The organism is Alcaligenes sp. DN25 (assembly GCF_023674485.1).
GTDB lineage: Bacteria > Pseudomonadota > Gammaproteobacteria > Burkholderiales > Burkholderiaceae_B > Alcaligenes > Alcaligenes phenolicus.
Window position 1 is genome coordinate 3,565,321 of record NZ_CP098408.1, and the last position, 13,070, is coordinate 3,578,390.

The window sequence follows — 13,070 nt, forward strand, 5'->3', positions numbered from 1 at the left end:
GCCTTTAAAAGCAGAACCTCGAGCTCACTACTTAGAAGCAAAAAAATCCCGGACCAAGCCGGGATTCAACACATCAATTTGTCCTGCGCTTTTAGTCGCGCAGCTTCTTGACCAGTGCTGTCGTGGAACGCTGGAACTCGAAGGGAATCGCGACTGCATCGCCACCCCAGCTACGCACTAAAGCCGTTTCAGGCAAGGCTTCCATATCGTAGTCGCCGCCCTTCACGATCAAGTCCGGACGCAGCGCCGCGATCAAGGCTTCGGGCGTGTCCTCGTCAAACAAGACCACCGCATCCACGCAGGCCAGCGCAGCCAGCAAGGCAGCGCGATCCTGCTCGGGATTGATGGGGCGCTCCGGCCCCTTGTTCAGACGGCGCACCGAGGCATCGGTATTCACACCGACAATCAGCGAGGCACCCAATTGGGCAGCCTCGTCCAGGTAGCTGACATGCCCACGATGCAAAATATCAAACACACCGTTAGTAAAGACCAGCGGGCGCTCCAGGCGCCCCTGCTCCACCGCTTCACGCAAGGCATCCAGACCCATCACCTTGGCCTCGAAACGTGCGCTCATATCAAGCCTGCACCAGCGTCGAATCAGAGCCGACCTGACGTGCCAGATCCTTGCGGTAGCGGTTCAATTCCTGCACGGTCTCGAACGAGCTACCCATCAGCAGCGACATATTGTGCAAGATGCGCGAGCTGACCTTGTGCTCCCATTCCTTGTCGAAACGAATCTGCGTATCCAGCCAGTTTTCCAACCAGCCAGGCGATGGCAGCTTGGACTGCACGGTGTCTTCCGGGAACATGGCTTTGTTCACGTGCAAGTTGGTGGGGTGCAACGCCTGTGCTGTGCGATGAGCAGAAGCCATCAGAACACCAATCTTGGAGAAAGCCAGACGGGCTTGCAGGCCAAATTCCTGGCCCTTGTGCACCAGGGCACGCTTCATGTAGCGCAAGTAAGCACCGGCGTGACGGGCTTCATCCTGAGCCACGATCTTGTAGATGGCCTTGATCACAGGCTCGGTGTGCCAGTCGGCAGCACGGCGATACCAGTGGTTCAGGCGCACTTCACCGCAAAAGTGCAGCATCAACGTTTCCATGGCCGGGGCCGGATCGAAGTCAAAACGCACTTTGTGCAGTTCTTCCTCGGTAGGCATCAGCTCGGGGCGGAAACGGCGCAGGTATTCGATCAGAACCAGCGAGTGCTTTTGTTCTTCAAAGAACCACACGGACATAAAGGCGCAAAAATCGCTGTCATCTTTATTGTCACGCAGGAACATTTCGGTAGCAGGCAAGGCTGCCCACTCGGTAATGGCGTTCATTTTGATGGTGTAGGCTTGCTCGTCTGTGAGCTTGCTGCCATCAAAGTCATCCCACGGTATGTCATGCGCAAAATTCCAGCGCACCGCTTCCATGGATTTAAATAAGTCATGGTAAAGCATAACGATTCCTAAAAAGAATCAAGCGGTTCCTTGAGGGCGGCCATTCACCGTCCGGAAGGCGCCGGAAAGCGCCAGCTTAGCAATCAGCTGGCGGACCTGCGTCTATCGTAGAACCTGCAGTTATCAGAAATATGTCAGCCACAAAAAAACTGACGCGTTGCGGGGTCGTCACACTTATCGCCCCACCAAAGCCCAGATGGCCACCCCGACCGCAACCGCCAATACAGCGCATAAGGCAGTCAATAATCGGTTGGTCTGCTGCTGCGACTGGCGCAGCAGCTTGAGTTCCTGGTTCAACGCCTGCCCTGTCTCTGGCCTATTCAAAGCGGAATACACCAGACGCGGAAGCTGCGGCATGATCTGGGCCCACTGCCCTGCTTCCTGTTTCAAACGCGAATAAAAGCCCGATGGACCAATACGCTGGTACATCCACTTTTCCAGATAAGGTTTGGCGGTATCCCACAGATCCAGCTCCGGATCCAGATCCCGCCCCATCCCTTCCACATTCAGAAGGGTTTTCTGCAGCAGCACCAGCTGCGGCTGAATTTCTACATTGAACCGGCGCGAGGTCTGGAACAGGCGCAACAGCACTTGCCCCAGGGAGATCTCGGACAAGGGCCGATCAAAATACGGTTCACATACCGCGCGTACCGAGCCTTCCAGCTCCTCTTCACGGGTTTCAGGTGGCACCCAGCCGGACTCGATGTGCAATTGAGCCACCCGGCGGTAATCGCGCCGGAAAAAAGCCAGGAAGTTTTGCGCCAGATAGTTTTTGTCGAACTCGGACAGCGAACCCACAATGCCAAAGTCCAGGGCAATATAACGGCCCAAGCTCTCCGGTGCATCCGAGACATAAATATTGCCGGGGTGCATGTCGGCATGGAAAAAACCGTCGGTAAACACCTGGGTGAAGAAAATTTCTACCCCTTTGCGGGCCAGATCCTTCAAATCCACATTGGCGGCGCGCAGGCGATCAATCTGGTTGACCGGGATGCCCTTCATGCGGTCCATGGTGAACACGGTCGAGGCGCAATAGTCCCAATGCACTTCAGGCACGATCAAAAGCTGGGTACGCTCTACATCTTTGGTGAAGTTGCGGCGTAGCTGACTGCAGTTGGAGGCTTCGCGTATCAGGTCCAGCTCGTCGTTCAGGTACTTGTCGAACTCGGCCACCACTTCGCGCGGTTTCAGACGACGGGCATCCGGGCCCAGCCGTTCCATGAACGCAGCCAGCACGCGCATCAGACGCAAGTCTTTATGGATGACTTCACGCATACCGGGACGCAATACCTTCACCGCCACTTCGCGGCCATTATGCAGCTCGGCAAAGTGAACCTGCGCAATCGACGCCGAAGCGATGGGTTCGCGATCAAACTTCTGGAACAGTTCGTAAGGCGAAGCACCCAGGGCCTTCTGAATTGTGGCTTCCGCCACCTCCGAAGGGAATGGCGGCACCCGGTCCTGCAGCAAAGCCAGTTGCTCGGCAATATCCAGCGGGATCAAATCCCGGCGAGTGGAGAGCACCTGGCCGAATTTAACGAAGATGGGCCCCAGACTTTCCAGGGCCAGCCGTAAACGTACGCCACGTGGCAGCTTGGGTTTGCGACCCAGGCGCACAATGCGCAACATACGTGATGCCCAAGGGTGGCGGATGCTCGATAGCACCAGCTCGTCCAGGCGATAACGGAATACAACCAGCAAAATGGTCAGCAGACGACACAAGGAGAACATGCTCAGGACTCCCGCCGACGCGCGTCAAGACGCTTCAAACGCTGGTCCAGTTCGTCCAGACGTTGGACCAAACCAGCCGATTGCTCGCGCATCCGTTCCAGTTCGGGGCGGGTAACCAGTAAAGCACTTTCTTCAGTCAAGTATTCGCTGGCATTGCCTGCCAAACGCTGGCCCAGATCCCGCAAACCGGAAACGGCCCGGCGCGCCCCGCTGAACAGACGCACCGCCATGACATCACCCACAATTTTGGCCAGATCATGCTCGGCATCCCAGCGCAGATTGGCCGCCAGGTCCGACACCAGATTGGCCAGCCCAGCCTCGCCTTGCACATGCATTAACTGGGCGACACGGCTGAAATCACCGTCTTGAAGAATTTGTGGCAGTTCAGGTAGCTTGTCCTGAGGCAGTGTCAACGTGACATCCGGCACGACGGCAGGATGGCCCTGCTCCAGCTTTCCTTGAGAGCTGATGGTGTAGACCAGTTGCAAACGGCCCACAATCAGCGACACGGTTTTACCTGCATGGCTGCGCAAACGCTCACGCGCCCAATCCTCGCGATCAAGCAAGGCATTGAGCAAACGCACGCCCACGGCGCCAGGTTCTAGGAATGAAGGGATACCAAGCATGTCCATGCAAGTCTACTGCCGGGGCAAGTAAACCAGTCCAATTAAAACAGCCAGTTTAACCCGACACAGACACGGCCGGATGTACAGGGCGACAGGAACACGGGCAGATGGGATCACAGCGAAACGGGAGCGCTCATAACAGAACAGCCGCCTGGGTAAGAAGGCGGCTGTCTGTATAGGTAAAGATCAAGCGTTGGGGTCAACCGGGATCTGCTGAATACCAGCCAGCAGCCAGCCTGCGCCGTCGGCCTTGAACAGATTCCAGACTTCCTCAAAGCGGAAAGCCTCTGCACCCACTTCTTCACGCAGCATACCGGAGTAGCGCACGCTGGCCAGGTGGCCGTCGGCTACTTTTTCAATACCCAGCAGCTCTGCATTGAGCAGTACCACTTGAGTCACGTTCTCGCCTTGGCGCTGAGCGATTTGAGGAGCGGCTTCCTTGAGCAGGTCGTCGGTCAGGAAGGTACGCAGTTGCTCCACGTCGCCCTTGTCCCACAGCTTCTGGATTTCCACGAACTGGGTCTTGGCATTGGCCAGGAACGTAGGCGTGTCGAAATCACCGGGGATGAACCAGCTCTCGTCTACTGGCGGCGCTGGAACAGCGGCGGCAGCAGCGGGCTGAGCAGCTGGAGCGGCAGCAGGCATAGGTGCTGGCGCAGCTTGGGGCTGCTTCCATGGGCTGGGAGCAGGATCAGCATTGCGCATCATGGACTGACCACCGGCTTGTTGCATGGCAGGACGAGCAGCCGAGCCACGCAGACGACGCACGATGAACAGAACGGCGAAGACCACCAGACCGATCAACAAGAGGCTGGACATCATTTCCAGGAAAGCACCGCCCAGACCCATGCTGGACAGCAAGGCGGCAATACCCAGACCAGCGGCGATACCGGCGATCGGGCCCAGGAAGCGGGACATGCCCGACTTGGCAGCGGTACCAGCCGCAGCCGTACCGGCAGCAGCGGCACCCGCAGCAGGCGTAGCCGAGCGAGTCGCGTTATTCGCTGCAGCAGGAGGCGTCGCTGCCGAGCGGTTGCTGGTAATGTTGGAGGATTGGCGGCCAAAACTGGAGCCACCACCCATGCGTCGTGCTTCCGCATCATAAGAAACGGTCAGCAAGGCGCCGGTGCTAAAAGCCAATACAGCGGCCATGAAATAACGAGAAAGCCGTCCAGACATAGTCACAAACTCCTGACCAGAACAAGCGCTTAACACACAGGGTTTTGACGCCCCCGGCCATGCCATCCCAGTCGATTATTCAAGAAAACTTACGATAAGCTGAACATTAACATGACAAGTTCTCATGCACCATGTTTTTTTTACCGTTCATTACAGACAAAAAACGAACGGCACCAGAAGGTGCCGCTGTATATAGAGAGGGAACGCCTGGCATCAATCCAGGCGGATGCCTTCGTGCAGCGCGGCTACGCCGGCTGTCAGATTGAAATACTGCACGCGCTCCAGACCCACTTCGCGCATCATGTCGGCCAGAGTTTCCTGATCGGGGTGCATGCGAATGGATTCAGCCAGATAGCGGTAGCTTTCCTCGTCCTTGGCAACAAACTTGCCAATACGGGGCAGGATATTGAAGGAATACCAGTCATACGGGGCCTGCAAAGGCTTGGCCACGCGGGAAAACTCCAGCACCAGCAATTTGCCGCCCGGACGCAACACCCGCTTCATTTCAGCCAGTGCGCGATCCTTGTGCGTCATGTTGCGCAAGCCAAAGGCCACCGAGACGCGATCAAAATAGCCGTCAGGGAAAGGCAGGTGCTCGGCATCACAGACCGTAACGGGCGTGATGATGCCCTTGTCCTGCAAGCGATCACGACCCACGCGCAGCATGGAGCTATTGATATCGGTATGCCAGACCTCGCCGTCCGCACCGGCCTGACGCGCAAAAGTCTTGGTCAAATCACCCGTACCCGCGGCAATATCCAGCACTTTCATGCCGGGACGCACTGCTGCGCGACCAATCGTGAAGGCTTTCCAGATACGGTGCAGGCCGCCCGACATCAGATCGTTCATAATGTCGTAGTTGTTAGCCACCGAATGAAAAACCTGGGCTACTTTGCCCGCTTTTTCGTTTTCGGCCACGGTTTGAAAACCGAAGTGCGTATCGGCGTTCTGGGCGGAGGAGGTTTGAGGACGCTGTTTTTCCATAGTGCATAATCGTAACGCAGATTTCCCGGTACAGAAACGAAAATCCGGCTCGCTGAGTGCTCCCCTTTTTTACACGTTCACAAACCTGAAACATTAACGCCATATGATGGCGCTATTACGTGCAGTCAGGGATTTGAAGCGCCTGCCGTATTGCCCTTGAGCCGCCTGATGGCAACAGCAGGCCCCGCGCCCAAGCACAATACAGACAGCCAGCCTGACCCTCTATTATTTTTTATCGGACCAGTCTGAAGCTAACAATGAGTACAAGCATATTAGTCGTGGAAGATGAGCCTGCGATCCAGGAACTGATCTCTGTCAATCTGTCTTTTGCCGGCCATAAAGTGCTGCGCGCCTTCGATGCCGAACAAGCCCAGATCCTCATTCGCGCGGAACTGCCTGATTTGATTCTGGTGGACTGGATGCTGCCCGGCTCCTCGGGCATCAATCTGGCCCGCAAACTGCGCTCGGACGAACGTACCCGTCATATTCCGGTCATCATGCTGACCGCCAAAGGCTCGGAACAGGACAAGGTCGATGGCCTGGAAGCCGGTGCGGACGATTACATCACCAAGCCTTTCTCGCCCAAAGAACTGATTGCCCGCATCAAGGCCGTATTGCGCCGCCGCGCTCCCCAGCTAACTGACGATGTGATCTCCATCGGCACCCTGCAGCTGGACCCCAGCACGCACCGTCTGTCCAGCCAGGGCATGGCGCTGACCATCGGGCCTACCGAGTTCCGTCTGCTGCATTTTTTCATGACACACACCGAGCGCGTATTCACCCGCTCCCAGTTGCTGGACCAGGTGTGGGGCGACCATGTATTTGTAGAAGAACGTACGGTAGACGTGCACATTCGTCGCTTGCGCAAGGCGCTGGAGCCTAGCGGACACGACAAACATATTGAAACGATTCGTGGCTCGGGCTATCGTTTTGCCCTTTCCCCACTGGAAAAGGCGCCGACCGCCTGATCCCATGTTCAGCATATTTACGTCTATTGTTATCTGGGCCCTGTTGGGCAGCTTGATCGGCTGGTGGCTAGGGCCATTCACCGGTCTGGCCTTGTTTTGTGGTGGCCTGTTATTGCTGGTTGTCATCAGCACCCTGCAGCTTTCCCGCGTTGAACGCTGGACCCGCAACCTGAATGATCCTCCGCCCCCCGCAGTTGGCCCCTGGGACGCCATTCTGGCTCCCATCTACCGCCAACTGCGCCGTGATCGCCAGGAAATTCAGGATCTGAATCGTTACGTAGACGGCATCATGATGGCCGCCGAGGCCCTGCCCGACGGTGCCATTACCCTGAATGGGGAGATGGAACTGCAATGGTGCAACCAGACCGCCTGTGAGCACATAGGCCTGAATCTGGCCACGGACCGCCATCACAGCATCTTCAATATCCTGCGCGAACCCGAGTTTTCTCGTTACGCCCGTCAGCCTCAATGGGATGGCCCTTTGCTGCTGCATCTGAGCAAAGACGGACGTGAGCGCTCCTTGCTGCTGCAATTAACCCCTTATGGCCTGGGCCAGTTCCTGATCGTGACGCGTGATGTCACCCAGGTGGAAATGCTGGAGACTACCCGCAAGGACTTTGTGGCCAATGTCTCCCATGAACTGCGCACACCGCTTACCGTCTTGCTGGGTTTTCTGGAAACCCTGCAGGACATGCCGCCCGAAAGCTTGCCTTTGGAACAGCGTCAACGCTACGAGCAGATGATGCTGGAGCAGACTCGCCACATGCAGTCGATTGTGTCCGACTTGCTGACCTTATCCACGCTGGAATCCTCACCCACAGTGGAAGGGGAGACGGTACAGGTCAGCCAGTTGATTGAAAGCGCGCTGAAACAAGGCGAGGCTATTTCTGGCGGCCAGCACAGCTTTGTCACAGATCTGGACCCTCGCATTGCCATTCAGGGCATGGAAACCGAACTGAGCTCGGCTGTCTCCAACCTGATTACCAACGCGGTGCGCTATACCCCCAAGGATGGCACCATCACCGTGCGCTGGTATCTGAATGACAATGGCGAGGCCTGTTATTCGGTGCAAGACACGGGCATCGGTATTGCCGCCCAGGATATTCCCCGCCTGACCGAACGCTTTTACCGCGTAGACAAGGGCCGTTCCCGCTCCACCGGCGGTACGGGTCTGGGCCTGGCCATCACCAAACACATCATCGTGCGACATAACGCCGACCTGCAAATCCAGAGCCGTCTGGGTGTGGGCAGCGTATTTATGTTGCGTTTCCCCAAGAGCCGGGTTCGACTCCAGGACAGCTAGAACATGTGGGGCCATATTGGCCCTACAATAAACGGCTCTGAAGACCACGTTGGCGGCCTTATGCCGCACAGGAGCCAAGCATGTCCCATACCAACGAGCTGCGCCCTTTCCACCTGGCTTTTCCGGTCCATGATCTGGCCGTTGCACGCCAGTTCTACGGACAGACACTGGGCTGTCCCGAAGGCCGATCCTCGGACCAGTGGATTGACTTCAACTTCTACGGCCACCAGATCGTGGCTCATCTGGCCCCTTCAGAGTGTGGCAGCAACGCCACCAGCGCGGTGGATGCCCATAATGTGCCCGTGCGCCACTTTGGCGTCGTGCTGGACATGCCCACCTGGCAGACCCTGGCTGACAAGCTGGTGGCCGCTGGCACCAAATTCGTTATCGAACCTTATATCCGTTTCAAGGGCGAGCCCGGCGAACAGGCCACCATGTTCTTCATGGACCCTTCGGGCAACGCCCTGGAGTTCAAGGCCTTCAACAGCCTGGATTCGCTTTTCGCCAAATAAAGATGCACAAATCCTGGCAACTTAACGAGCAAGGCGACCGCTGTTTGCTAGTACAGTTCAGCGGCCCGCTTTCTCTGGACACCGGCTTGCGCTGTACCCGCGCCGCCCGCTTGCTGCGCGATCAGGCGCCCGCCTGTGTCCGTGATCTAGTCCCCAGCTTTACCGCAGTCGCCATCCACTTTTACCCGGATGGCAGCAGCGACCAGCTTGCTCGTTTGCACGACTATGTTCACCAAGCCCTGGTCGAGCTGGATGCCAGCCAGGACCAGGCCGCTCCCGGCGCACTGGTAGATGTTCCCGTGTGCTACGGCGGCCTCTTCGGTCCGGACCTGCCTGCCATTGCCGAGCAATTGGGGCTAAGCCAGGAACAAGTCATCGAACTGCACAGCAGCCAGGTGCAACTGGTATTCATGGTGGGCTTTGCCCCCGGCGCTCCCTATATGGGCATCTTGCCCGAGCAACTGAATGTGCCGCGCCGCGCCACACCACGCACTGTGCTGCCCAAAGGCTCGGTCGCCATTGCGAACCAGCAAACCATTATTTACCCCAACGAATCCCCCGGCGGTTGGCATCTTATTGGCCGCTCGCCAGTTAATTTGTTTGATGCCCGGCGCTCGCCCGCCGCCCTGCTCGCCCCCGGCGACCAAGTGCGCTTTGTGCCTCTGCCTCACGAGCAGTTTGATCACTGGACACCCGCATGACGGTGCATATCCTCAAACCAGGCATGATGAGCAGCCTGCAAGACCGAGGCCGTTATGGACACCAGCACCTGGGGGTTTCGCCCAGCGGTGCCATGGATGAACGCGCCCACAGACTGGCCCATTTGCTAGCAGGCAATACCACCGACCAGGATCTGGCCAGCCTGGAAATTACCGTACAAGGCCCCAGCCTGCGCTTTGACGAAGCTGCCCTGTTTGTCCTGACCGGCGCAGATATGAATGCCAGCCTGGACGGCCAACCCGTAGCAGTCCTGCGCCCTACTCTGGCACGTGCCGGACAAGCCCTGACGATGCAGTCCGCCAAACCCGGCCAAGGTGCCCGTAGCTACCTGTCTGTTTACGGCGGTTTTCAGGTCGAATCCCTGCTGGGCAGTCAAAGCACCCACATGCGCGTTGGCCTGGGTGGTTTTGAAGGCCGCGCCTTGAAGAAAGGCGACCAGATCGCATTGGCTCGACCACTACCCAATGACGAAACGACCTTGAACAGTCTGCAAGCCGAGCTGGATGAGCTGCGCATTTACATGCCCGCCGCCCTGGCCCTGGCTCCACGGGAACGCCTGCGCGTCATGCTGGATCAGGCCGATTTGTTTACCGACGAATCGCTGGAATTGTTCCAAGGCCAAAGCTACCGCATCAGCCCGGCCTCAGAGCGCATGGGCTATCGCCTGGAAGGCCAGCCCTTGCAGCGCAAGTCGCCAAAAGAACTGCTGTCCGCCCCCACCTGCTTTGGCACGATTCAAGTCCCCAACGATGGCCAGCCCATTGTGTTGATGGCAGACCGGCAAACTACAGGCGGCTATCCACGCATCGGACAAGTCATCAGCGTGGATCTGGCTCAAGTTGCCCAGCGTTTGCCCGGTCAGAATCTGGGCTTTGAAGTGGTGACGGTAGAACAGGCCCATGCACTGGCTGCCCGTCAGGAACAGGCTTTCGCACGTCTGAATGACAGCCTGGAGCCGTTGCGGCAGGCTCTAAAACAGTGTGTGACATAGAGCTTGTTAAGTCGCCACCGTACTAACGGGCATCTGGCCTTATCGCACATTCGTATGGCCAAACGGCCCATCAGGCCGCAAAGGCAGTAAGGCGGCTTGAACCAATCCCCCATGACGAACTCAGGAGCAGACACCCACTGCTCCTGGCTCCCAGGCTCAATACGGCTCCAACGACAGCCACCACATTCAAGCCCCAATAAAAAAACACCTCGCTTTTCCAAGCGAGGTGTTTTCATTTGGTCTGAGGCAAGACAGCGAATGCCGTGCGCCCTCCATAGACTTACAAAAACAGCTTGTAAGCCGGGTTATCCGTTTCGTCCCAGTGCGGGTAGCCCAGATTGCCCAGGAAAGCCTTGAATTCCTTTTTATCGGAAGACGGGACCTGGATACCGATCAGAATGCGACCGTAGTCATCACCCTGATTACGGTAATGGAACAAGCTGATATTCCAGTCCTGATTCATGCTGGACAGGAATTTACGCAAAGCACCAGGACGCTCTGGAAACTCGAACCGCAGCAGGACTTCGTCCGTAGCCTGACTGGACACCCCACCCACCATATGACGCACATGGGTCTTGGCCAGCTCGTTACCCGTCAGATTCAAAGTGCCAAAGCCTTTCTTTACGAAACGCTCTTCCAGCTTTTCGATCTCCGCTTCGGAGGAAATCGACATACCCACAAAGACGTGCGCCTTTTCAGGATTGGACATGCGGTAGTTGAACTCCGTCACCGAGCGGGTGCCCAGGGCATCGCACAGGCGGCGGAAGCTGCCTTTTGCCTCGGGGATCGTCAAGGCAAACAAAGCTTCACGAGCCTGGCCCACATCTGCACGGTCCGCCACCATGCGCATACGGTCAAAGTTCATGTTCGCGCCGGACGTGACCGCAATCAGGGTCTTGTTCTTGAGCTTGTTTTGAGCAGCGTAGCGCTTGGCACCCGCCAAAGCCAAGGCACCAGCCGGTTCCAGCACGCTACGCGAGTCCTGAAACACATCTTTGATAGCCGCACAAATCGCATCCGTATCCACGATGACAAAATCATCCACATACTGACGCACCAGACGGAAAGTTTCGGAGCCCACCTGCTTGACGGCAGTCCCGTCAGAGAACAGGCCCACGTCCGACAAATTCACACGACGACCGGCCTTGATACTGCGCACCATGGCACAGGAGTCTTCGGTCTGCACGCCGATTACTTTGATTTCAGGACGCAAGGACTTGATGTAAGTGGCGACGCCCGCCGCCAGACCGCCGCCGCCAATCGCGACAAAGACCGCTTCAATCGGGCCGGGGTGCTGTTGCAGAATTTCCATGGCCACCGTGCCCTGCCCGGCGATCACATCAGGATCGTCAAAAGGGTGCACAAAGGTCAGGCCTTCGTTCTTTTGCAGTTCCAGAGCGTGCTGGTAGGAATCCGAATAGCTCTCGCCCACCAGGACCACTTCGCCGCCCAGATTACGTACACCATCAATTTTTACTTGCGGGGTGGTGGTTGGCATGACGATAACGGCACGGCAACCCAGCTTGCGCGCTGCCATGGCCACGCCTTGCGCGTGGTTACCCGCCGAAGCGGCCAATACACCCCGTTTTAATTCTGCGGCCGACAGATTGGCCATCTTGTTATAGGCACCGCGCAGCTTGAAGCTAAAAACAGGCTGATAGTCTTCGCGCTTGAGCAGGACCGTGTTACTAATTCGTGCCGATACCTGGGGAGCGGGTTCAAGTGGTGTTTCGATGGCAACATCGTACACTTTCGAGGTCAGAATGCGCTTTAGGTAATCGTTCGACATGACTCAGCTTTTAGTAACAACCGGTTTTGCCACCAAGGCCAGCCGCAGGCCCCTGCCTGAGACCGCTCACCGGAAAAGAAAAACAGAATACCATAGGCGGATGCCCTAACTGGCGTCCATTACTCCCTACAAAACCCGTCCACATTACTTATGCAAGCCTGGATCTCTGATCTTATTTCGTGGCTCTTGGCCGCCCTATCTCTGCCCGAAGTGGGCTTGAGCGCCATTTTCATCATCAGCCTGGTCTCGGCTACCCTGCTCCCCCTGGGTTCGGAACCCGCCGTATTCGCCTATATCAATCTGGCTCCACATATGTTCTGGCCCGCCGTGCTGGTTGCCACTGTGGGTAATACGGCAGGTGGGGCCATCAGCTATGCCATGGGTCTGGGCGCCGAGAAAGCCTACGAAGCCTGGCGCGAGAAGCACCCGCAACACACAGAAGACGGCGCAACTCCCAAGAACAAGGCCGCAGGCCGCTGGCACGAGCTGGGGCGGCGCTGGCTGACCCGCATGGGACCGCCCGCCCTGCTCTTGTCCTGGCTACCCGTGGTAGGCGACCCCCTGTGTGCCGTAGCCGGTTGGCTACGCCTGCCATTTTGGCCCAGCGTGTTTTACATGGCGGTGGGAAAACTGGCGCGCTATACCACCATGACCGCTGGTCTGCTGTGGATTTTCCCCAAATTGGGTTGGTAATTTGCAGCAAACTGGCCGCAAACACCCCCTTAACCCTGACTTGGCCCTGTAGTAAGGGGGCAGCCCGGCTACGATTCGTATACACTTGTCTTTTGCCTATCTGCTCCTCGCTGAGCCGCCCTTGACGGG

At 57.4% G+C, this 13,070-nt stretch carries 13 protein-coding genes; 6 read left to right on the plus strand and 7 right to left on the minus strand.

From position 1 onward, the window contains the following. Positions 1 to 91 precede the first annotated feature (91 nt). From rfaE2 to ubiE, 6 genes are all read right to left on the minus strand, one after another. The gene (gene rfaE2, locus NBV64_RS16515) at positions 92 to 574 is read right to left on the minus strand and encodes a D-glycero-beta-D-manno-heptose 1-phosphate adenylyltransferase (RefSeq protein WP_250756165.1); all 483 of its coding nucleotides are present in this window, start codon (positions 572 to 574) and stop codon (positions 92 to 94) included. Between the two features lies 1 nt (position 575). After that, entirely contained in the window at positions 576 to 1,445 is an 870-nt protein-coding gene (locus NBV64_RS16520; protein ID WP_026484472.1) for a ferritin, read from the minus strand. Between the two features lie 174 nt (positions 1,446 to 1,619). Then, positions 1,620 to 3,176 carry a ubiquinone biosynthesis regulatory protein kinase UbiB gene (gene ubiB / locus NBV64_RS16525; protein ID WP_022983639.1) on the minus strand — a complete coding sequence of 519 codons (1,557 nt, stop codon included), beginning with the start codon at positions 3,174 to 3,176 and terminating at the stop codon, positions 1,620 to 1,622. 2 nt (positions 3,177 to 3,178) lie between these two features. Further along, entirely contained in the window at positions 3,179 to 3,808 is a 630-nt protein-coding gene (locus tag NBV64_RS16530; protein WP_009458697.1) for a ubiquinone biosynthesis accessory factor UbiJ, read from the minus strand. A gap of 180 nt (positions 3,809 to 3,988) precedes the next feature. Further along, positions 3,989 to 4,981, minus strand: coding sequence for a Tim44 domain-containing protein (locus NBV64_RS16535; protein ID WP_009458696.1), 993 nt, complete (start codon positions 4,979 to 4,981; stop codon positions 3,989 to 3,991). Positions 4,982 to 5,194: 213 nt separating this feature from the next. Next, positions 5,195 to 5,965, minus strand: a complete 771-nt coding sequence (gene ubiE, locus NBV64_RS16540) for a bifunctional demethylmenaquinone methyltransferase/2-methoxy-6-polyprenyl-1,4-benzoquinol methylase UbiE (RefSeq protein WP_026484476.1) — start codon at positions 5,963 to 5,965, stop codon at positions 5,195 to 5,197. Between the two features lie 257 nt (positions 5,966 to 6,222). On the opposite strand from ubiE, the gene phoB reads away from it, so the two are divergent. The 5 genes from phoB (at position 6,223) to NBV64_RS16565 (ending at position 10,459) form a co-directional block, all read left to right on the plus strand. After that, positions 6,223 to 6,933, plus strand: coding sequence for a phosphate regulon transcriptional regulator PhoB (phoB, locus tag NBV64_RS16545; RefSeq protein WP_250756166.1), 711 nt, complete (start codon positions 6,223 to 6,225; stop codon positions 6,931 to 6,933). A gap of 4 nt (positions 6,934 to 6,937) precedes the next feature. Next, positions 6,938 to 8,236 carry a phosphate regulon sensor histidine kinase PhoR gene (gene phoR, locus NBV64_RS16550; protein ID WP_009458690.1) on the plus strand — a complete coding sequence of 433 codons (1,299 nt, stop codon included), beginning with the start codon at positions 6,938 to 6,940 and terminating at the stop codon, positions 8,234 to 8,236. Positions 8,237 to 8,316: 80 nt separating this feature from the next. Continuing rightward, positions 8,317 to 8,748: a VOC family protein gene (locus tag NBV64_RS16555; protein ID WP_022983640.1), complete on the plus strand. Its 432-nt coding sequence runs from the start codon at positions 8,317 to 8,319 to the stop codon at positions 8,746 to 8,748. Between the two features lie 2 nt (positions 8,749 to 8,750). Further along, positions 8,751 to 9,449: a 5-oxoprolinase subunit PxpB gene (pxpB, locus tag NBV64_RS16560; RefSeq protein ID WP_250756167.1), complete on the plus strand. Its 699-nt coding sequence runs from the start codon at positions 8,751 to 8,753 to the stop codon at positions 9,447 to 9,449. After that, positions 9,446 to 10,459, plus strand: a complete 1,014-nt coding sequence (locus NBV64_RS16565) for a 5-oxoprolinase subunit C family protein (RefSeq protein WP_009458684.1) — start codon at positions 9,446 to 9,448, stop codon at positions 10,457 to 10,459. Before pxpB ends, NBV64_RS16565 begins: the two co-directional genes overlap by 4 nt. A gap of 280 nt (positions 10,460 to 10,739) precedes the next feature. Here NBV64_RS16565 and ilvA read toward each other — a convergent pair whose 3' ends face one another. Continuing rightward, complete coding sequence (gene ilvA / locus NBV64_RS16570) at positions 10,740 to 12,248, minus strand: threonine ammonia-lyase, biosynthetic (protein WP_009458682.1); 1,509 nt, start codon at positions 12,246 to 12,248, stop codon at positions 10,740 to 10,742. A 150-nt stretch (positions 12,249 to 12,398) separates the two neighbouring features. Between ilvA and NBV64_RS16575 the strand changes: the two genes are divergently transcribed. Then, on the plus strand, positions 12,399 to 12,941 hold the full coding sequence (locus NBV64_RS16575; protein ID WP_022983641.1) for a YqaA family protein: 543 nt from the start codon (positions 12,399 to 12,401) through the stop codon (positions 12,939 to 12,941). The last annotated feature ends 129 nt before the right edge of the window (positions 12,942 to 13,070 follow it).